Source organism: Magnetospirillum sp. ME-1 (assembly GCF_002105535.1).
In the GTDB taxonomy this organism is placed as follows: domain Bacteria; phylum Pseudomonadota; class Alphaproteobacteria; order Rhodospirillales; family Magnetospirillaceae; genus Phaeospirillum.
Window position 1 is genome coordinate 2397711 of the sequence record NZ_CP015848.1, and the last position, 19599, is coordinate 2417309.

Here is a 19599-nt window from a genome sequence, read left to right on the forward strand (position 1 = left end):
CCTATTTGAGCAGGTCCATGGTCCGGTCCATCATCGCCCGAGAGGTCTGGATCACCTGGAGATTGGCCTCGTAGCTGCGCTGCGCCTCGCGCATGTCCATCATTTCGATCAGCGGGTTGACGTTGGGGGCCAGCACATAGCCGTCGCGGTCGGCGGCGGGATGCTTGGGATCGTAGCGCCGCTGGAATTCGGCGCTATCGGGGCGGACCTTGTCCACCTTGACCAGCTTGGTTCCCATCTCGCGGTCGAGTTCGTTCTTGAAGGTCACCGTCTTGCGTTGGTAGGGCAGTCCCTCGGGGGTCTGGGCCAGGGAATCGGCATTGGCGAGGTTCTCGGAAATCACCCGCAGCCGCTGCGTCTGAACCTTCAGACCGGACTGGGCGATCTTCGAACTGTTCATCAAGGGGTCCATGACCATTCTCCTCAGACGCCTGTACGACCGAGCGCCAGGCGCATCATCTTCAGGTTCTTCTGATAGATGTCGGCGGCCATATTGTGGGCGCCCTTGGTGTCGTTGATCTTCGCCATCTGCTCTTCCAGAATCACGCCGTTGCCGTTCGGGGTGCTCTCGAAGGGCTTGCGCATGGTTTCGACGACAAGGGAATTACTGGCCGGAGCGGCGATATGCTGGGGCTGGGTGGTGGCGAGCGGTGGCGCCTGGACCTCGGCCAGCATGTCCTTGAAGTCGAATTTCTTGACGTCCTTGGGCAGATAGCGCGGGGTGTTGGCGTTGGCCACGTTCCCGGCCAGCACCTCCTGTCGTTGGGCGGCCCAGTCCATGCGCGCCCGAGCCATCTTGAAGATCGTGAGCTGGTCGAGCATGTCTTAGCCCTCCCAACCCTTTGGCGTTTCAGTGACGGTCGTTTTCATGGCGATCTCCCTCCCTTGGGAGCATCCATCACAGCATCGCTATGTAAACCGACATTTCCCATATGGGCGATCCATCCACCCCTGATTGACGCCAGAATAGCCAAATTCCGGCCCAACCGGAAGGCGGAATGGCGCGGCGATAGCCGCCGCAGCAGCAAAATCGCCACCTCGACCGCCAGGGTCGGCTCCGCTGGCGTGATCCCAGCTTGTTTTGCGATGGCGCGGGCACACTTCGCCTGTCATCCGCCTCTTGCCGACGCTCCCAGCTATCAACATGGCGCTGGCTCTCGTGGTCGAAGATCGTCGATCATGTCGAGGATACGGCGGAACAGGTCTCGCGGCACCGCTACCTCGGCCATCTGGAAGACGGCGTAGCGGGCGTGGCCGATGACCTTGGCTCCGATCTTCACCACCTTTTCGCGGATGGTGGTGAGCGACCAGCTTTCCAACTCTTCCGGCAAGGCCAGGGTGCGCAGGAAGTTGGAGAGGTTGTAGGCCAGGGCGTGAAGCTGAAGCCGCACCGCGTTGGCCTTCATCGTCCGGCAAGACAGCCGGGTCCACTTCACCGCGTTCTTGCCCTCCTTGATGTACTGCTCCGCCGTGCCACGCTGGTTGTAGAAGGCGGTCACGCGGGCTGCGGGTCGGGTAAGGTTAGTGACAATGAAGCCGACCCGTGGATACAGTTCGCCGGGATGCCATTCGACCTTGGCGACCACGCGGCGCTTCCGGCTCCATGACTTGGCCTGATAGCTGAAGCTGGCGTAGAACCGCTGGACGTATTTCGGAGGACGACCGACCGGGCGCTTGAGCAGGTGGGCGATGTGGCTCTGAAGGACCGTGTTGGCCTTGAGGCGGATGGTGTACTTGTAGCCCTCGGCCTCCAAATAGTCGTACAGGTCGGGCAAGGCGAAAGCCGCATCGCCCCGGAAGAACCGCCGCTTGGTCTTGTCACGATACCGCGTCACCACAGGTTCCAGCACCGAGCGCCAGTCATCGGCGCTGTGGACGTTGCCGGATCGAAGGGCGCTGCGTTCAAGGTCGCCAAACTGGTTGAACACGAACAGCGGATGGTAGCAGGTGCAGCCGAAATGGCCGTTGTAGGCGGTGCCTTCCTGCTCACCATGGGTCGGGCTGACGCTGCTGTCCATGTCCAGCACCACGACGTTGGTGGGACGGCGGGCATGAACCGCGTCGATCCATTTCCCTGACAAGTCAGTCAGAGCAGCGAGGTTCGGCTTGCCGGTCAGCACCCCGGTCTCGAACCGCCCCATCTGGCTGGTGGACGCGGCCTCCTTGGTCACAGCCCTGCCGCCGACGATCCAGCGCATCGCCGGATCATGGCCGAGGCGGTCGGCATCGTTGACATCCTCGTACCCGGCGAGGCGGCCGAACACCGATTGCCGAAACTGCGCCGTCAGGGTGTGACGGTTGTTCTTGCCGGTCCTGTTGTCGGCCAGCACCTGCCCGGCCATCTCGGTCAGGCCGAGGGCGTCGTCCAGATCCCGGAAGGCGAGCAGCCCGGCGTCCGATGTCACCTTCGAGCCGTGGAACTCCAGCTTGAGGCGGCGGTCAAAAGCGACCCGCAGATCGCCAGATTCCGTTTCACCCGCCGCCATCTCCATAAACAGCCCCTCAGATCGTCCGTACAGCCTTGATTTCTATATCAGATTTGGCAGCCGCCGTCACGTAATCGCAGCGCCATCTGGGAAATCCGGGCTTTAGCATGTAGAAAAGCTACACTTCAAGTTCATTGCCATCTTCATCAGACAGATAAATTAATGGCCGACTATCTACATTGTCGTTTGTCAGATACCCACAGTATTGCTTGTCAATTGTTTGAATATGCCCCACGATCCATCGCTCGACGAGGCCACTTAATGTTCCTGCAATATCCTTATTTCCACCTCTGTAATCTTGTGCGATTTGATGTGCTTTCGCGGCAAAAGCTTCATGCGCAGCAAGATGCTCGCCCAAAAAGGGGTAGTTCACGGCGGCCATTGCCATCTCTTCACGTAGGAAATGGCCTTCTACGTATTCTTCAAGTACGTTAATCGCCGTTTCGATCAAGTAATCATTCCCTTCCTCTGGACCTTCAATAACATCGCGGAGCAGTTCGGCCAGTCTAAAGAAGGCTTGATGGTCCTCGTCAATGATGTCCACTCCAACAGAAAAGTCTGGGGACCACCCAGTGGGTGTAGCTTCCTTTTCAGTGCCTTCAGTCATATGCACCACCTTGAAGATCAGAAAACAAATAGAAATTCATGCGACCTGTTTTCGGTCAAGCTGGCCCAAGAATTTTTACTATTCCAGAATGAAGTTTTTTGATCGAAAAAGGCTTTTCTAGGAACAAGTCCACGCCTGCCTCGTATGCGTTTTTTTCAGCATCTGTGCCCACCATCCCAGTTAGTAGGACGATTGGAATTTTTTGATCAATGCCATCAATCCCTGAGCGAATGCGTTGAGTGCATTCAAGCCCGTCCATCACGTCCATCTTCCAGTCCATAATGACTAAGTGCGGAGACGTCTCACGGATCTTGGCAATCGCATCTTCGCCATTGATTGCCTGGACGATATCCTTGATGCCGATGCCTTTAAGGACCTCGAAAATCAAAGTGCGTGTGGGCGGATTGTCGTCAACAATCACCGCAGTCTTTACCTTATTCATCTGCCGCCCTCGAAAAATTGCGGGAGCCAAAAATGCCCGCTCTGTGGTCATTGATTCGCACAAACTCTAAACCGACATTTCCCATATGGGCGGTCCATCCACCCCTGATTGACGCCAGAATAGCCAGATTCCGGCCCAACCGGAAGGCGGAATGGCGCGATGGAGGCCGCCATCGCAACATGAACGCCGCCCCGACCGGCTTTGAGGTCTCCTGCGTCGTGATTCCAGCCTGTTTTGTTGCGTGACGGACGCACTTCGCCTGCCATCCGCCTCTTGCCGACGCTCCCAGCTATCAACATGGCGCTGGCTCTCGTGGTCGAAGATCGTCGATCATGTCGAGGATACGGCGGAACAGGTCTCGCGGCACCGCTACCTCGGCCATCTGGAAGACGGCGTAGCGGGCGTGGCCGATGACCTTGGCTCCGATCTTCACCACCTTTTCGCGGATGGTGGTGAGCGACCAGCTTTCCAACTCTTCCGGCAGGGCCAGGGTGCGCAGGAAGTTGGAGAGGTTGTAGGCCAGGGCGTGAAGCTGAAGCCGCACCGCGTTGGCCTTCATCGTCCGGCAAGACAGCCGGGTCCACTTCACCGCGTTCTTGCCCTCCTTGATGTACTGCTCCGCCGTGCCACGCTGGTTGTAGAAGGCGGTCACGCGGGCTGCGGGTCGGGTCAGGTTGGTGACAATGAAGCCGACCCGTGGATACAGTTCGCCGGGATGCCATTCGACCTTGGCGACCACGCGGCGCTTCCGGCTCCATGACTTGGCCTGATAGCTGAAGCTGGCGTAGAACCGCTGGACGTATTTCGGAGGACGACCGACCGGGCGCTTGAGCAGGTGGGCGATGTGGCTCTGAAGGACCTTGTTGGCCTTGAGGCGGATGGTGTACTTGTAGCCCTCGGCCTCCAAATAGTCGTACAGGTCGGGCAGGGCGAAAGCCGCATCGCCCCGGAAGAACCGCCGCTTGGTTCTGTCCCGATACCGCCCCACCACCGGTTCCAGCACCGAGCGCCAGTCATCGGCGCTGTGGACGTTGCCGGATCGAAGGGCGCTGCGTTCAAGGTCGCCAAACTGGTTGAACACGAACAGCGGATGGTAGCAGGTGCAGCCGAAATGGCCGTTGTAGGCGGTGCCTTCCTGCTCACCATGGGTCGGGCTGACGCTGCTGTCCATGTCCAGCACCACGACGTTGGTGGGACGGCGGGCATGAACCGCGTCGATCCATTTCCCTGACAAGTCAGTCAGAGCAGCGAGGTTCGGCTTGCCGGTCAGCACCCCGGTCTCGAACCGCCCCATCTGGCTGGTGGACGCGGCCTCCTTGGTCACAGCCCTGCCGCCGACGATCCAGCGCATCGCCGGATCATGGCCGAGGCGGTCGGCATCGTTGACATCCTCGTACCCGGCGAGGCGGCCGAACACCGACTGACGGAACTGGGCGGTCAGGGTGTGGCGGTTGTTCTTGCCGGTCCTGATGTCGGCCAGAACCTGTCCGGCCATCTCGGTCAGGCCTAGGGCGTCGTCCAGTTCCCGGAAGGCGAGCAGCCCGGCGTCCGATGTCACCTTCGAGCCGTGGAACTCCAGCTTGAGGCGGCGGTCAAAAGCGACCCGCAGATCGCCAGATTCCGTTTCACCCGCCGCCATCTCCATAAACAGCCCCTCAGGTCGTCGGTACCACCTTGATTTCTATATCAGATTTGGCAGCCGCCGTCACGTAATCGCAGCGCCATCTGGGAAATCCGGGCTGAGGATTCAACCATGAAGGTCGCAGCCTATTATCGTGTTTCGACGACGAATCAAGCAGATGCCAATTTGTCGATCCCGGACCAGATGCGTCAAGCGCAGGCTTATTGCATCWSAAGGGGATGGAGCCTTGTGCGGGAATTTACTGAGCCCGGCGATTCGGCGATGGACGAACAAAGGCCCATCTTCCTCGAGATGATGGACTGGGTCACCAATAGGGAACACCCCGTCGATATTGTCCTCGTCCACAGCTTCTCCCGATTCATGCGAGATGCGGTCAGCCTCGGCCTGCGCGTGCGATCTTTGCGTAAGGCTAAAGTCGAGCTGGTATCGCTTAGCCAGCCGCTTGGCAATGATTCCATGGGCGACATGGTGCGTCTGATCTTGTCGGCCTTCGATGAATATTCTTCACGAGAAAACGCGAAACACACCCTGCGCGCCATGAAGCAAAATGCTGAAAATGGCTACTGGAATGGCTCAAAGGCACCCTTTGGCTACCAAACCGTTCATGCTGGCAATCACGGCGTACGGGAGAAGAAGCGCCTTGAGATTGATCCGGACGAGTCACCGATTGTTCGGATGATATTTGAATTGGCGCTGAAGGGTGAAGGTGTCAAGAGCATCTCTTGCCACCTGAACGACCGGGGCATTCGCCATCGTGGCAAGCGCTTCCACACCGGCTACGTTCACCGAATATTGCGTAGTGAAACTTATTCAGGCACCCACCATTTCAATCGGACCAATTGCCGAGAACGTGAGGCCAAGCCGCCGTCTGAATGGGTCGCAATGGCCGTGCCTGTGATCATTGACCCTGCTGACTTCCAGAGGGTTCAATCCAACCTCACGGCTCGATCGCCGAAAAAGGTCGCTCCCCGCGTTGTGAATGGTCCGACGCTGTTGACCGGCATCGCACGATGTGCCGCCTGTGGAGGCGGAATGATGCTGCGGACCGGAAAAGGAGGTCGCTACCGCTACTACACATGCGGTACGGCCGCTCGTATGGGCAAGTCGGCTTGCCAAGGTCGGACAGTGCGGATGGATGCCCTTGATAACCTTGTATTGGGGGAATTCAGTCGGAGGGTGCTCGACCCTGAACACGTTAGGGCGGTCCTCGAGGGGCTGATCGAAGATGGTGCTACACGCGATTCTCAGCGGCAGATCAAGCTAGAGGATTTGCGTAGGGCATTCAGCGAGGCCCAGGCCACCATCGACCGCCTCTATACTGCTATCGAGAAAGGGGTCTTTGACCTGGATGACCCCCAGGCTAAAGAGCGCCTGACCCAGGCCAAGTTGCGCCGGGATGAAACCAAGCAGGATTTCGAAGCTGTTCGAGTTCTTGTCAATACCACCCCCAAGATCACTGGAGAGCGGATTGAGCGGTTCACACGACTGCTGCGAGGCCATCTAAGTGAGGGCAACATCCAGCTGCGGAAAAGCTGGCTTGCTCTTTTTGTCGATGAAGTGATCGTCGCCGACGACGAAATCATCATCTGCGGCCCGACGCCCGCCCTAGCCGGCGGGGTTAATGGTACCGTTGGCGAAAATTTGCCTGCGGTGCCCACTTTTGTTCCGCGTTGGCGTCCCGGAAGGGATTCGAACCCCTGACCTACGGTTTAGGAAACCGTTGAGAATACATTGTACTATATTGATATTATTGTTATTTTCTATATTTTACGCTCCACGTGAGTTCCACGTGAGTCAATCTCGCGACCACAACTGGCACAACGCTAATCACAACACCTAAGCATCGCCTTGTTCATACAAGGTGCTATTTGGAACCACCCAAAGCCTTCGCCATCGACAGAACCTGATCCCGGACCTTGGGGTCATTGATGCTGAAATAGGCACGTACCAATTCCAGGGTTTCCCGCCGTGCCATCGGATCATCGTCGGGGATTTCAACTGACTTGGTGACGTTGCCCCGGATCACCTCGACCGGTGATGCTGCCTGGGCAGTCGAAGAGATTTCTTCGAAAAAATATCCCACCCTAACGTCGAGCACGCGGGACAGATCGAACAGCCTGGATGCTCCGACCCGATTGGCCCCACGTTCGTATTTCTGGACCTGCTGGAAGGTCAGCCCAAGGCATTCACCAAGCTTCTCCTGGCTCATGCCAAGCAGGGTCCGACGAAGCCGAATGCGGGCACCAACATGAACATCAATGGGATTGGCACTGCCGTCGTCCAAGCGACCTCTGGTGGACCGACCAGCCTTCTTGGCGACCTTGGCAGGCTCGGGGGCGGTTGCGGGTTTGGCACTCTTACGTGGCGGCATGGCGATTCCTTCCCCGTTCATCAGGTGGCTGATTTGGGCTTCCGATTCGTCCGTGAATGCCCCAGTCCAATAGCCTTGGCAAACTCAGACCTACGAGCAGCATATTCCGGGGCGACCATGGGATAGTCAGTGGGCAAGTTCCAGTTGACCCGGTACTCGTCCGGCGTCAGCCCATGGCTGGTCAAGAGGTGCCTCTTCAGCATTTTTTGGCGACTGCCGCATTCCAGACAGACGATATGTCCTGGGGTCACAGACTTCTTTACTGAAACGGCAGGCTTCTGGCTTTCAGTCGGTGCTGAAGCAGGGGCGTCCGCACCGGCCAAAGACAAATAAACGGACTTGATCAGGTTCGGAATTTCTGTGACCGCCAGGGTGTTGCTGCCCAGGTAGGCGGCTACAATCTTGGTGGTCAGAGCCTTGATGTCATCGGCCATTGATGGTGTCCTTGAGGGTCTTTCCGGCGGTGAATTTGGCAGACTTGCTGGCCGCGATGGTGAGGGTCTTGCCAGTTTGCGGATTCCTGCCTTCACGTGCAGGACGGGCAGAAACCGAGAAAGTTCCAAAGCCAACCAGACGCACATCATCGCCGGACTTCATGGCGGTAGTGATGGCTGCAAAAACAGCGTCAATAGCATTGCCCGCGTCGGCCTTGGTCATGTTGGCACTATCGGCGACGGCGTTGACCAATTCGGACTTGTTCATGTGCCCTCCCTACCAAACAAAAACGGATTGACTAACAGCCATCATTTATCAAACGGATTCACTCAGGCGTCGGCAAGGTAAACAGGAAAGTCGAGCCGCCTGAAGGTGATTGCTCGACCCAAATCTCGCCCCCGTGCCGCTCGACAATCTTCTTGCAGACAGAAAGACCGATCCCTGTTCCCTCGTATATCTCTCGGGTATGAAGTCGCTTGAAAAGCAGAAAAATTCGGTCGAAGTATTCTGGTGCGATCCCGATACCATTATCTTGAACAGAGAAGACCGCCTTACCATCATCGAGACGAGCAGCGACGGCGATGTGGGGTCTTATCCCCTCTGTTCGATATTTGATGGCATTCCCAATTAGATTTTGGAAAAGCCGATCTAACTGGTGGCCGTCCCCAACCACCATGAGTGATGTATCCACATCGACGACCACGTGTGCATCACACTCGGCAATGGCTGTCCCAAGGTTCTTCAAGGCATAGGAAATGGCATCACCGATCCGCATCGGAATCAGTGGTTCTCCCTGTCGATCAATTCTGGAGAATGCAAGCAGGTCCAGAACCATAGCATCCATTCGCCGGGCACCGTCGCGGACGAAGCCAATAAATTCATGCCCATCGGCGTCGAAGTGATGTCCGTAGCGGCGTTCAATCAGGTCAACATAGCTGCTGATCATACGGAGCGGCTCTCGAAGATCATGGGATGCGACGTAAGCAAATTGCTCAAGTTCGGCGTTGGATGCCGCCAAATCCTTACAGGCAGTTCCCAGTTTTTCTTCGCTCTCCCGTCTGACAGAGACATCAAAACAATAGCCGACATACCCGAGAAATTCGCCGGACTGGTTTTGAATAGGAATTCCGTAATCTACGATCCAACCGTATTCACCGCAGGCCCGCTTGATGCGGTATTCCATGTCGAACGGCTGACGAAGTGCGAAGGCATCAAGATAGATTTTCAAGCAGCGATCAAAATCATCGGGATGGACGCCTTCCGCCCATCCATTCCCCATCTCCTGCTCCATTGTTCTGCCGGTATAGGCGAGCCAAGCGGGGTTGAACCAATTGCATTTGGCATCAAGACCAGCACGCCAGATCAGAATCGGGGCAGCTTTTAGGAGTTCGAGATCAGGCCAGCCTGTGTTTGCAACAATCATGGCCGTCCTCCGCCTTCACGCCCATCAAATGCTACCAAAGATTTATATCTTTCATCAACCTCAAGCAAAATGGTCCGGAGATTTAGCACCTTCCATTGTGCACCGATCCCCAACGGACTCCTCCTTCACCCGGAGGATTCCTGCCTCCAATCCCGCAGCAATCACCGTRTCCGAAATGGCATCCTTGATYTCATCAGGCAGAATWATTGCGGCCCTCCATGAGCCATCTGGTGCCCGATATGTTGGCAAGGAAACCTCGGTACTTTTGTCATCAGCCCTCACCTTGACTCCTTGGATGATCATCTCGATGCCATCAAAGACGACMTCAACATCRGCCAAGGCACGTAGCTTMCCGGCATTCTTCACTTCGGTKATGCCGATTGCCGATACAGTAAYCGATGCAGTGTCCATGGTCGGATTTACGTTCATCATCTCCGCCTTGATGGCATAAGCCGAATACGATAACCTTTTCTGGTGGCATCCCCCCGATGCGGCCACATCTGGATAGATCACCCCCGTAAACCTGATCCATCCAGCACGATCCGGCGGTGGAGTTCTCACCAGTTCTCCACCGCCGACCTGCTTTACGGCTCGTTCCGAATCACAGGCACAGCCACAAAGTACTCCGGGTCTTCCAGGGTGCGAATCGACACCATTAGTGTCTCGTGCCGGTTCACCATCCGGGCATGCGGAACCCCATCAACGGCCGTCCAAAGCCGTGACACCTCCCACACCTTTCTGGTCGGATCGTTGGCTTTCATGAACAAGTCACCGACTTGGATGGGGGGAGGTTTTCGTCCGAATATTGCCATGTTCGCCCAACCTGCCTGCCCGAAATTATACCGCCRTGTCGCGAACTGCCTGGATGTGCCCAAAGAACTTTCGATCTTCGGACAGCATGTGCTTTGCCACCACGTCATAGGCCAGAAAATTGAACAGGTCGCCCAAGGCCAGTTCGCCGGATGTGAAAATCGCCACCAATTCCCCGGCACGGTCGATTAGACCCTGGTGGGTTTGGGCATGTTCATCAGCACCGGAATATCCTATCGAGCGGAAAACTGCTTCTTCATCCCGGAAATGATCCAGAAGGTCCGCAACAAGTGCTTCGATCTGAGGTGCCACCTCATCGGTTGGTCGCTCTCCGATGACCGCTGTCAGCAAATTATTTGCGTGTTCGAATAGATTTCGGTGCTGCGTATCGAGCAAAGCATGGCCGGACTCGTAGGTGCTCCTCCAGACCAGACGTAGAAACGAGAGATCGAGAAGCTCTGCCTCATCGGCTTCATCAGCCTCGCAGGCATCGGTTACGACTCGGTTCCTCCCACCTTCCTTTGCCGCGTAAAGGGCTGCATCAGACCGGCATAGCCAAGATTCCCATGTTTCATCTTCACGGTATTCGGCGACACCAAAGCTGGCGGTAACATGCCCAACACCAGGAAAATCGAAGGCCATAACCGCCTTACGGATTCGTTCGGCAAGCAGGATTGCGATCATTAGTCCACTGTTYGGGGTGACGATCACGAATTCCTCACCGCCCCAACGACCGAGCAGATCGGTGGAACGCATGCACTTTTGGGCGATGTCACAAAATGTCTTCAGAACTTCATCGCCTACAGCATGGCCATAGCCGTCATTGACCCTCTTGAAGTGGTCCAGATCGATAAAGATCAATGAAACAGGGTGACCATATCGCGAATTTCGGAGCATTTCCTGTTGGGCAGATTCTTCGATTCTGATGCGGCTCCAAGCCCCGGTCAGAGTGTCATGTCGGGCCAAGTGCTCCAGTTTTTCTCGGGCGGCAACAAGTTCGGCATTCGATGCAGCAAGGGCCGCAACGGTTTTGGAGAGTTCCTGGTTTAGAACTTCGAGTTCGTGGCTACGTTCGGCCAGATGCTGTTCCGCGATCTTGCGTTCTGTGATGTCAGAAACAACGCACACCAGACCGGCACGACCATCCCTATAAGCAGGCATATGACGGGCCGTCAGTTGCCCCCAAAATGCGGTACCATTCGACCGCCAATAATGCCGCTCCAAGTTGACGTTGGCCCGATCCTGGACCAGATGATCCGCCATGTTCTTTCGGGCTGTTTCCTGCTCTACGGGATCGACCAGATCGACGTATTCCATGCCAATCAGCGATTCCAATGGCATCATGAACATTTCCGCCATCCGTTGGTTGGCCGCACCAATCCGGCCACTGGAATCGATGGTGAAAATGGCCACACTGGAATTGTCGAAAATCAGCCGCAGCAGCCCCTCCTTGTCACGAAGGGTTTCCTCGGCTTCACGTCGTTCAGTGATGTCCGTGTACAGCGTGATGAATCCGCCGCTCGGCAGTGGCTGGCCTGAAATCTCCAGAATGGTTCCATCAGGCCGAACACGCTCGAATTGGTGTGGCTTCATCGCCATTGCTCTCTGGACAACCTGCCCAGCGAGTTCCTCTGGGTCACCTGGACCGTATTCACCACGTCGTGCGTTGAACATGGCCAGGGATTTCATGGAGGGCAGGCTGCCTTCAAACAATTGGTCAGGGAAATCCAACAGCCGTCTGAACAAGCCATTGCAGGCAACCATCTCCAGGTTCTGATCGAACAGTGTTACGCCGCACGGAAGGTGCTCGATGATCGACTGGATGATGTGGCGGCATTCTGGAGAACTGGCGAGCATCAGCAAGCCGCTGATGCCGCTATGTTCAACTTGCTGGCTGGCCCAATTTTCAGACATTTCGGATATCAGCCGGTTCCAATTTCCGCCATCAAAAGTTCTATCAAAAGTATGGTTGAGCTATGTCCGTGGGGTCAATCCTAAGTGCCACCGGGTTCCCATGTTGTTACAAGTCGTCGCAAATCCAATGCCGATATGCACGACTGCCCATGCCACCATTCTTGCTGGCGGTCGCCATTTCCTGAATGATTGGTCTGGATATTGACAGGGGGGAGGCGATCCAATGCGATGCCCATTTTGCGGCCAGGACGATACCCAGGTGAAGGATTCACGCCCGACCGACGACAATGCGGCCATCCGTCGCCGCAGAGCTTGTCCAGGGTGTGGATCACGGTTCACCACCTTCGAACGGGTTCAAATCCGTGATCTGGTCGTGGTCAAAAAGGACGGATCACGCTCGACCTTCGACCGGGAGAAAGTGGTCAAGTCGCTTCAGATCGCCCTGAGGAAACGCCCTGTCGAAGATGATCAGATCGAACGGATTGCCAATGGCATCTACCGCCGCCTTGAGAGCTTGGGGGAAAACGAGGTTCCGTCCAAGCTCATCGGTGAACTGGTGATGGACGTGCTGATGGAACTCGATCAGGTCGCCTATTTGCGGTACGCCTCGGTCTACCGGAACTTCCGTGAGGCCAAGGATTTTGGCGATTTCCTTGGAAAGATGGGACGCAGTAGCGGTGATAACTGAAGCGGCATATTGAAGATCAAGCTGAATGGGACTGTTTAAACGGAAACTTCCTGCGATTCAGCCGGGATGCAGGTTTGTGAAGGCCGGTGACCCACCCAGCAAGGCTTGGGTTGTGACGCGGGTCTGGGAAACAGTGGACGGCATTCCCCATGCCCGATTGGAAAACTGCATCCAGCAGAGCGAATCGCGGCTCGTCTCTATCTCGGTGCTGAACGATCCTGAATTCTTCATACCTGCGGCAGAGCCAACGGTTGAACCGTGAGAAGGCAGAGGGTTTAAAAGGTCCGGCGGCGTCGAACTGGCGAGAAATCCACCGCCGAACCGTTCAAAGACCGGATAAATGCGGAGGAAAGCATCCAACCCGGTGGTGGCTGTTCGTCTTGGGAGGGAGCCACCAGGGAATTGAACCTCAGTACGATCATTTTAAAAAGAGCAGGGGAAGAAGCCTTCCTGCCGAATGCAAATTTGCTATGATCCCGATTATGGATACCCCCTCCGAGGAAACCACAGAAGTTTCCCAGGTCAACATTGAACTTCTCGACTTCACGCCCATGAAGAATGCGGGAAGCTTGTTGGCTTTAGCCGATGTCGCACTCATGCTGGATGGCGTTGAGATCATCATCCATGGGGTTCAGGTTCGAGCGGACTTTCGCAACACCAGAATTTCACTCCCGAAATTCCGAGCGAGCAGCGGCGAATGGAAGCCAGCCATCACGCTACCTGAAGAGGTTCGATATCCGATGGCTGACATTATAATTGCCGCTGGGATTGAGGCTGGCATCCTACAGCCGAGAGATGTCGAAAAATCGGAGGTTTAGCCCCGCATAGGGCATCATGATTTTGGACGGAGGGGCAAATATCTTCAGAAACTTTTGAGCACCCCTCCCATTTGGGAGTATGGGGAGTTCAGCATAAGAGCGTTGAATGATCGGCATGGTGAATTTGCATCTACGCTGAGGCAGCCGATCATGGATCATAAGTGCCAGCACGAGACAAAGCTTGTATGTGCGATTGCTGACATCGCCATCAGCCCGACAGATCACAATTTAATCAAAGCAAGGGAGACCGTTCTGGACATTCTCGAATGTTCCGAGACGAATCGATGTGCATGTGATCGGACGCTAATGGATGATGCGTTTAAATTGTATAGTAATATAAAGTCTATTTATAATTAAAAGCAAGCCATGAAAATGAAGATGTTAAGCAATACACGTAAAATGCAATTAGATAAAATATCACCCGATCGGGTAGGCTCATGCGGACTACCTGTATAAAATCATCGGAAAAATGTCTGCCGGTACTTTTAGTTTCGCAGATGCGACAAAGGCAGCACAATATGATGCATGCCGGATTGGTGTGTGGCTCGATGGGCTAAGAAGCACCTACGGAGACACAGAATACTATTTAAAAATATACGAAGTTCATGCGGAATTTCATAAAAACACGGCGAATATTATGACTGAATATTTTAATGGAAATGCGAATATCGCTATTTCATATCTGGAATCAATTGCGAGCGTGAGCGGTGGTGGATTTTGCACGATCCTTGAAGCTTTGACATCTTTTACGCGGAAACTTGATGATGAATCAATCCGACGATTCTGATCGTCTCTGAATGCGACAATTAGCCCTCCTCTTCGAAGGGATATTGCTCCGCATTACCGCAATACCGCATACAGCCGCTAAGGCAGACGTATGACATTTGGTATTGAATGGCATTTGACGCCAAAACTTCGCATGTTACCATCAGGAACGATTTGCCCGTCTTGGTGGTGACGTGAGGTGCGGCGATGCGGACAACTACCTATTTTCGTGGCCCATTTGAAGAAACCATGGCTCTGCTTGATGAAGCACGGACCTTCATGATGGAGACCGAATGGCGGGATCGGCAAAAAGTCGATGGTGTTAAGGGGCTTCGGATAACCAATGAGGCTTTTCGGCTAACAAGCCGCCTGACACAAGTTATGTCGTGGTTGATGTTCCAGCGTGCAGTTTATGACGGCGAGATTTCCGCAGAATACGCGATGGAAGAACGATTTAGGCTATCTGGGCACGATGTGTGCTTGGACACATCGCATTGTAATGATTCCGTGATTTCCGATGATTTGCGATCACTACTGAATCGTTCGCACAATCTTTTTCTCCGGATTGAGCGGCTCGAATCAAGTTTTGTTCGCACTGCATTGCGTCAATACACATCATCTAACAACGACGAAGTAGGCGATGCCCTATCTGGTCAGTAATCTTCGTGAACCGGCCACCGACTTGGCGTCCGAGTTTTTCGTCCGAATATCGCCATGTTCGCCTGATCAGCCCAGCCCCCGCCACCTAATGAACCACCCATCACACTTCCAATTGCAGTCGGTTCAGGCCAACCATTGGCCGACGCCGCTCCACGCAAAATCAAGCTCCCTCGCAGCAACGCCACCAAGCAACTTGCTGATGTATTTGTGAGCCATAATCATTCCCTGGAACCCATATTCAGCGTTAATGTCTTCACCAACCTTCTTCGCTTCCTCTCGCTTCTTGCCTCTGACCAGGAATAAGGAGCCACGTTCCTCGGTCCAAGGCTGCCACCCATTGTTTATTGTCAGAAGCCTCATTACAAACGGCGTTAAGTCCGCTATAAAAGTTCCGTCGTCCTCCTCCCATATGAAGACGCTGCTTGAAGGGTTTTCTTTCATGATTTCGCACACGAGTTCCTTGCTCATTTTCCAATGCTCCTGCTTTTAGCGATTATCTTGATCAACTTGGTTGGCGGATTCACCTGGGCCGCCGCCGGGCACATTCTCAAGAAATGTGCCAAACGGCAGCGTTCGCGTCTCACCGCTCAAACCAACTTGAAACCACATTAAGAACTTCGTTCTTGAAATCTGGCTTGGTCATCCTGCGGACTTCATTGGCGGTGAAGAACAAAATATGCCCGCTATCACCTTCATCACAATCATCGCCTTTCCACTTGCTAACTGATAATTCAAAAGTATGATTTCCAGTTAACATGTGCTCCATGTCGTGTGCATCAGACCACACTTTTTCGACATACATACGTGTCACATCATTAATTCCGTAATTATCTCCTTCATCATAGAGAGTTCCTCGACCACTCTCTCCGCCATCTACGATGAGCAAATCACCGCCAACGACGCAATAAACGGGAACAACGGCATTTACATCTTCCCATGAGCAAAAGTCATACCTTGCCTCAACTTTAGGTGCTGGAACGTGATCAGTTAGCCAGGAGACCCAATCAACGTTGGTTCCATCGCCTTCAAATCTGGCCAAAACATCATCCTCACCCTCACCATCATCCTTTAATTCTACAGTTACCCATTTCGTGCCATCGTCTTCATCTACTGATTCAAAAGAAACTTCCCGACTGATCGCTTTGGCAATCTTATCAATATCACCAATTCTGTACGGGTACGCTCGGGCTGCGAGGCCCTGCATCCAGACCGGATTTATCGCCCCGCACAAACACTTCCTGTTTGACGGGTCGTTTTCGAAATAGACGTAGAACCGGCTCGATTTCATTTTTCAACACTCCACTTATGCCTTAAAGCTGATCATCACATTTGATGGAAGCATGCTTCGTTGGCAATATTGCGACGTCACATATGGTAGAAAGCTAATTGCACATTCGTCAAACAAAAAGCGACAATGTAAAACATTGTTATAATCAAGATTATTAACACAAAATATGCGACTTAATCATGAAAATATTTTTATACAAACAGCACTTGTGATCGTCAATTGCAACCTGAGCGATATGTGCGACATATAGTAAGACAGTATTTACGGCTTGAAAAAATATTTTCTGGCCGGAATTCTTGATTGTTTGGCGTGATGGCGGTGCAGCAGGCCGCCGCATCATTCACGAAAACATAACTTGCGGGGCATTCATCGGGCGACTTAATGCCAAATTACTATATAGCACAATTTAATGCAGCAAAATGCCAGGAGATAAGTAGGCTTGAAATGCGTCAAATCACCCTGATATGTTTTTGCATGAAGATTATGTATCAATGCATGTCGCGGGCGTATCATGGAAAGCCACTACGAAGCACACAGCCCATCATCCAACCCGAAACAAAGTGCCAAAATGTCTCCCGGTAGACATTTTGAGGAAGACCCGCCACGCATCGATAGCGATGAAGAATGGGAAGAACTGATTGATGATATGGTGTTTCAGTTTGAGCCGTTTTATGAGGCCAAAACAAACACCGATGAAAACGCGATTAATCGCGTCATGTCAGCCTATCGCATCGTGTTGAAGGCGTTGAGCGACCCTGACGGATTTGACGTTCGCTGCACCCATATCAAGGTCAAGGTTCCGAAGGCGGATGTTCAGAACCCTGTCTTTCACAGAGCCATCGAGTTCAACCTTGCCACCATTGCCAAACGCAAGAGCGTCCCCTTCAACAAGCGGGCGGTCAAAGACACCATCACCTGTTATTCGCGGGTGTGCCACTGGCTCCACACCCGACAGCCGCCGTTGCTGGAAAACTCAGCACGGGACCAACTCACAACCATCGGCATCAACGCGATTGAAAAGCTGTGGCTCCAAGAGAACAAGAAGGCCGACGCTCCCAAGCCCAGGAAGCCCACCTTGCCCAAGAAGGTGGTCCAAGAGGTATGGGATGCGATCAAGGATTTGCCACCGCCCAGCCCTGGTCATCGGTCCATCAGCTTTGCCGCAAAGCAAGCAGTGCGGAACTATCTCGACGGGGTAGCCAGCGACGAAGAGACAATCGGTGAGGAAGGTAAACCGAATGAAGTGGCTGGCGAAGTTTTCTTCGTGCCAATTGGAAATCCGCCGCCGTCAGGTGGTGAGGATGTCCCGACCAATGATCACCAGGAAGGCGACGGGGATACCGTAGACGGTCAGTCGGACGAATTCACCCCGACCATGGTGGCCGTCCAACATTTGAACGACCTTCTGGAAATGCAGATCGCCGAGATTCACCAGTTGGACCTGCGAGACGCTTCACCCAAGTTGGTCATGTCGATCCGTGACCGGATCACCAATGAGACGGACGAACTTCTTCACAAGAAGCTTGAGACGTTGTGGGTCATGATCCAGGCTCAACAGAAGCCTGCTGACGACGATACCGACCCTGATGACGATCCGCCGCCGTCAGGTGGTGAACCTGTTCCGACCGGCGATAACGATCACCAGGAAGGCGACACGGACGCTGGGGAGGCACAGGAACCGACCGAAGCGGAAGCGGCACCAAGCGATGCCACAGCCGCGTTGCTCGACAGAATCGTTGACGATTTGGATAAAGATTCTGGTAACTTTGGTGAAGTGGGCGATATAGCAGAATATTACGAAAACAAATACACCGACGAGGAAATCTATTCCGCTCTTGCCGAGGGTCTTAAAGCGGGACTTATTTTTGTGGTCGCCGGATCAGTCATGCACACGGTAAACTTCACAGAAAATGCAGCCAATGACTTCAAGCCATTCGCCGCTTCGTATGTGGATTTAATCTCATATTGGGATTGGGACGTTCAAAGTGTGGACGCATGGATAAATGCAGCGGTGTTGCTTAAGCTGATCACATTTGCTCACGGCGTGGTTCAGTTTGATGCAATAAGACCAGAGGGGGCTGTAAGGACGCCAGAATGCGTCAAAAAAGGCCGTACCTATGGTAAATACATGGCTCAAATCAGCGTCGAAAATAACCGAGATTGTCTTTACCACGAGTTGCTCGATAAGGCTGCTTGCACAGATTGGTGTCATGACACCTACACCTTCGTTAAGAAGTTCCCGTCCCTTATGCAAGCAAAGATATTCTGCAAAAAGCACTCACACCAATATGCTATTTTCCAAGTTGAAGGGTATGAGCATGAGTTTAAGGACATCACCGAATTAGATGAACTGGGACGAGCCGATTTGGTCAAAACTGCTTACGCACAGTTCCGCGATGAAGCAACTTTATATTGTAAATCTGATTGCGAATATGTCCTGCTGGATTATGATGATCCGACTTGGTATTAAGCCTTATCGGCATCCGCCATAAGCCTCTGACAACGATTGTTGCCCGTGTCTCTCGTTCTTGCGATGCGAGATATCAACAAGGTACTGGACGGAAAACGCCGCGTTGCGGCCAAAAAACAAATTGAAAAATATGGGAAATCTGATTGTCCTTAACCGTAATATCGGCATAGCTGAAGCGGTTGATCAGATTTTACGCCTCGCCGCTGCTTGCTAAACAAGATGTGTGGGCAAAAATCAGATACATAGTCGCCGCTTGTTTCGAATGCCTTGGCTGCGTTAAAGTGCGTCACGAGATTCGCGTCCATTAAGAACGCCGCATCTAGGAGTTAATTCATGTCGTTTCTGGACAAACTGAAAGCCGCACCGGCCCCGACCCGCGTCCCTACCGCTTCAAAAAGCACCCCCGTCACGCGGTTTGTCAAAAAGGTGCGTGAGCAGCAGGAGGCGGTCCAGGCCGCCATCGATGGCGGCGAAATCAATAGCCGCACTGCTTGGTTCGTGAGGTCTGGTGAAGGCTACAAGTTCAAGATTTTGCGGTCACCGCTGATCATTAACGACACGGAGTGGTTTGAAGCTGCGAACCTTGCCGATCTTAAAGCACTTTTCCAGGGACTGATCGACGCGGCGAATGGCGGCGACGAAAAGTTGGTCAAGTTGATCTACGAACGTTCTGAGTTAGATAAAGTGGCTGCCGAAAAGAAGGGAATCGGTCGCAAGAAGAAGTGATCGATTAAATTATCATCAAGCCCCGGCGGAGAAATTCGCCGGGGCTTTTTCATG

21 protein-coding genes are annotated in these 19599 nt (G+C 53.8%); 8 read left to right on the plus strand and 13 right to left on the minus strand.

Features of this window, described 5'->3' with window-relative positions; all coding sequences use genetic code 11:
- Window position 1: 1 nt before the first annotated feature.
- From flgC to WV31_RS11320, 6 genes are all read right to left on the minus strand, one after another.
- On the minus strand, window positions 2-412 hold the full coding sequence (gene flgC / locus WV31_RS11295; RefSeq protein WP_068438685.1) for a flagellar basal body rod protein FlgC: 411 nt from the start codon (window positions 410-412) through the stop codon (window positions 2-4).
- A gap of 11 nt (window positions 413-423) precedes the next feature.
- Window positions 424-822 (minus strand): flagellar basal body rod protein FlgB, encoded by a 399-nt coding sequence (locus tag WV31_RS11300; RefSeq protein ID WP_068438682.1) that lies wholly within the window; start codon window positions 820-822, stop codon window positions 424-426.
- Between the two features lie 317 nt (window positions 823-1139).
- Window positions 1140-2492 (minus strand): IS1380 family transposase, encoded by a 1353-nt coding sequence (locus WV31_RS11305; RefSeq protein ID WP_085373663.1) that lies wholly within the window; start codon window positions 2490-2492, stop codon window positions 1140-1142.
- Between the two features lie 112 nt (window positions 2493-2604).
- Window positions 2605-3093: a bacteriohemerythrin gene (locus WV31_RS11310; protein ID WP_085373664.1), complete on the minus strand. Its 489-nt coding sequence runs from the start codon at window positions 3091-3093 to the stop codon at window positions 2605-2607.
- A gap of 55 nt (window positions 3094-3148) precedes the next feature.
- Window positions 3149-3535 (minus strand): response regulator, encoded by a 387-nt coding sequence (locus WV31_RS11315; RefSeq protein WP_168185926.1) that lies wholly within the window; start codon window positions 3533-3535, stop codon window positions 3149-3151.
- 292 nt (window positions 3536-3827) lie between these two features.
- A complete protein-coding gene (locus WV31_RS11320; RefSeq protein ID WP_085373666.1) occupies window positions 3828-5180 on the minus strand; it encodes an IS1380 family transposase in 1353 nt (450 codons plus the stop codon).
- 108 nt (window positions 5181-5288) lie between these two features.
- On the opposite strand from WV31_RS11320, the gene WV31_RS11325 reads away from it, so the two are divergent.
- On the plus strand, window positions 5289-6878 hold the full coding sequence (locus WV31_RS11325; RefSeq protein WP_085373667.1) for a recombinase family protein: 1590 nt from the start codon (window positions 5289-5291) through the stop codon (window positions 6876-6878).
- A gap of 163 nt (window positions 6879-7041) precedes the next feature.
- Here the strand turns inward: WV31_RS11325 and WV31_RS11330 are convergent, their stop codons facing one another.
- The 5 genes from WV31_RS11330 to WV31_RS11360 form a co-directional block, all read right to left on the minus strand.
- The gene (locus tag WV31_RS11330; RefSeq protein ID WP_237051263.1) at window positions 7042-7548 is read right to left on the minus strand and encodes a helix-turn-helix domain-containing protein; all 507 of its coding nucleotides are present in this window, start codon (window positions 7546-7548) and stop codon (window positions 7042-7044) included.
- Between the two features lie 20 nt (window positions 7549-7568).
- Window positions 7569-7982 (minus strand): MucR family transcriptional regulator, encoded by a 414-nt coding sequence (locus WV31_RS11335; RefSeq protein ID WP_085373668.1) that lies wholly within the window; start codon window positions 7980-7982, stop codon window positions 7569-7571.
- Window positions 7972-8250: an HU family DNA-binding protein gene (locus WV31_RS11340; protein ID WP_085373669.1), complete on the minus strand. Its 279-nt coding sequence runs from the start codon at window positions 8248-8250 to the stop codon at window positions 7972-7974. Before WV31_RS11340 ends, WV31_RS11335 begins: the two co-directional genes overlap by 11 nt.
- Before the next feature lie 58 nt (window positions 8251-8308).
- Complete coding sequence (locus WV31_RS11345; protein ID WP_085373670.1) at window positions 8309-9406, minus strand: sensor histidine kinase; 1098 nt, start codon at window positions 9404-9406, stop codon at window positions 8309-8311.
- Between the two features lie 837 nt (window positions 9407-10243).
- Window positions 10244-12130 (minus strand): diguanylate cyclase, encoded by a 1887-nt coding sequence (locus WV31_RS11360; RefSeq protein WP_237051264.1) that lies wholly within the window; start codon window positions 12128-12130, stop codon window positions 10244-10246.
- Between the two features lie 223 nt (window positions 12131-12353).
- Here WV31_RS11360 and nrdR point away from each other — a divergent pair, with 223 nt between their 5' ends.
- From nrdR to WV31_RS11380, 5 genes are all read left to right on the plus strand, one after another.
- Window positions 12354-12818: a transcriptional regulator NrdR gene (gene nrdR, locus WV31_RS11365; protein ID WP_068434278.1), complete on the plus strand. Its 465-nt coding sequence runs from the start codon at window positions 12354-12356 to the stop codon at window positions 12816-12818.
- A 25-nt stretch (window positions 12819-12843) separates the two neighbouring features.
- Window positions 12844-13080, plus strand: a complete 237-nt coding sequence (locus WV31_RS11370; protein ID WP_085373672.1) for a hypothetical protein — start codon at window positions 12844-12846, stop codon at window positions 13078-13080.
- Entirely contained in the window at window positions 13070-13636 is a 567-nt protein-coding gene (locus WV31_RS22460) for a hypothetical protein (RefSeq protein ID WP_237051265.1), read from the plus strand. Before WV31_RS11370 ends, WV31_RS22460 begins: the two co-directional genes overlap by 11 nt.
- Before the next feature lie 469 nt (window positions 13637-14105).
- Complete coding sequence (locus WV31_RS21605) at window positions 14106-14423, plus strand: CZB domain-containing protein (RefSeq protein WP_145980846.1); 318 nt, start codon at window positions 14106-14108, stop codon at window positions 14421-14423.
- Between the two features lie 185 nt (window positions 14424-14608).
- Window positions 14609-15061 carry a DUF1465 family protein gene (locus tag WV31_RS11380; RefSeq protein ID WP_085373673.1) on the plus strand — a complete coding sequence of 151 codons (453 nt, stop codon included), beginning with the start codon at window positions 14609-14611 and terminating at the stop codon, window positions 15059-15061.
- Window positions 15062-15184: 123 nt separating this feature from the next.
- On the opposite strand, the gene WV31_RS11385 is transcribed toward WV31_RS11380, so the two are convergent.
- Complete coding sequence (locus tag WV31_RS11385) at window positions 15185-15529, minus strand: hypothetical protein (protein ID WP_085373674.1); 345 nt, start codon at window positions 15527-15529, stop codon at window positions 15185-15187.
- Between the two features lie 112 nt (window positions 15530-15641).
- Window positions 15642-16349: a hypothetical protein gene (locus tag WV31_RS21610; RefSeq protein ID WP_145980847.1), complete on the minus strand. Its 708-nt coding sequence runs from the start codon at window positions 16347-16349 to the stop codon at window positions 15642-15644.
- Window positions 16350-16860: 511 nt separating this feature from the next.
- On the opposite strand from WV31_RS21610, the gene WV31_RS11395 reads away from it, so the two are divergent.
- Window positions 16861-18819 carry a hypothetical protein gene (locus WV31_RS11395; RefSeq protein ID WP_145980848.1) on the plus strand — a complete coding sequence of 653 codons (1959 nt, stop codon included), beginning with the start codon at window positions 16861-16863 and terminating at the stop codon, window positions 18817-18819.
- Between the two features lie 333 nt (window positions 18820-19152).
- Window positions 19153-19545 (plus strand): hypothetical protein, encoded by a 393-nt coding sequence (locus tag WV31_RS11400; protein ID WP_085373677.1) that lies wholly within the window; start codon window positions 19153-19155, stop codon window positions 19543-19545.
- The last annotated feature ends 54 nt before the right edge of the window (window positions 19546-19599 follow it).

What these genes read in the sequence shown, in the direction of transcription:
- flgC (WP_068438685.1), bottom strand. Translation starts at nt 412, where the DNA reads ATGGACCCCTTGATGAACAGTTCGAAGATCGCCCAGTCCGGTCTGAAG.
- WV31_RS11300 (WP_068438682.1), bottom strand. Translation starts at nt 822, where the DNA reads ATGCTCGACCAGCTCACGATCTTCAAGATGGCTCGGGCGCGCATGGAC.
- WV31_RS11305 (WP_085373663.1), bottom strand. Translation starts at nt 2,492, where the DNA reads ATGGAGATGGCGGCGGGTGAAACGGAATCTGGCGATCTGCGGGTCGCT.
- WV31_RS11310 (WP_085373664.1), bottom strand. Translation starts at nt 3,093, where the DNA reads ATGACTGAAGGCACTGAAAAGGAAGCTACACCCACTGGGTGGTCCCCA.
- WV31_RS11315 (WP_168185926.1), bottom strand. Translation starts at nt 3,535, where the DNA reads ATGAATAAGGTAAAGACTGCGGTGATTGTTGACGACAATCCGCCCACA.
- WV31_RS11320 (WP_085373666.1), bottom strand. Translation starts at nt 5,180, where the DNA reads ATGGAGATGGCGGCGGGTGAAACGGAATCTGGCGATCTGCGGGTCGCT.
- WV31_RS11330 (WP_237051263.1), bottom strand. Translation starts at nt 7,548, where the DNA reads ATGCCGCCACGTAAGAGTGCCAAACCCGCAACCGCCCCCGAGCCTGCC.
- WV31_RS11335 (WP_085373668.1), bottom strand. Translation starts at nt 7,982, where the DNA reads ATGGCCGATGACATCAAGGCTCTGACCACCAAGATTGTAGCCGCCTAC.
- WV31_RS11340 (WP_085373669.1), bottom strand. Translation starts at nt 8,250, where the DNA reads ATGAACAAGTCCGAATTGGTCAACGCCGTCGCCGATAGTGCCAACATG.
- WV31_RS11345 (WP_085373670.1), bottom strand. Translation starts at nt 9,406, where the DNA reads ATGATTGTTGCAAACACAGGCTGGCCTGATCTCGAACTCCTAAAAGCT.
- nrdR (WP_068434278.1), top strand. Translation starts at nt 12,354, where the DNA reads ATGCGATGCCCATTTTGCGGCCAGGACGATACCCAGGTGAAGGATTCA.
- WV31_RS11370 (WP_085373672.1), top strand. Translation starts at nt 12,844, where the DNA reads ATGGGACTGTTTAAACGGAAACTTCCTGCGATTCAGCCGGGATGCAGG.
- WV31_RS21605 (WP_145980846.1), top strand. Translation starts at nt 14,106, where the DNA reads ATGTCTGCCGGTACTTTTAGTTTCGCAGATGCGACAAAGGCAGCACAA.
- WV31_RS11380 (WP_085373673.1), top strand. Translation starts at nt 14,609, where the DNA reads ATGCGGACAACTACCTATTTTCGTGGCCCATTTGAAGAAACCATGGCT.
- WV31_RS11385 (WP_085373674.1), bottom strand. Translation starts at nt 15,529, where the DNA reads ATGAGCAAGGAACTCGTGTGCGAAATCATGAAAGAAAACCCTTCAAGC.
- WV31_RS21610 (WP_145980847.1), bottom strand. Translation starts at nt 16,349, where the DNA reads ATGAAATCGAGCCGGTTCTACGTCTATTTCGAAAACGACCCGTCAAAC.
- WV31_RS11395 (WP_145980848.1), top strand. Translation starts at nt 16,861, where the DNA reads ATGGAAAGCCACTACGAAGCACACAGCCCATCATCCAACCCGAAACAA.
- WV31_RS11400 (WP_085373677.1), top strand. Translation starts at nt 19,153, where the DNA reads ATGTCGTTTCTGGACAAACTGAAAGCCGCACCGGCCCCGACCCGCGTC.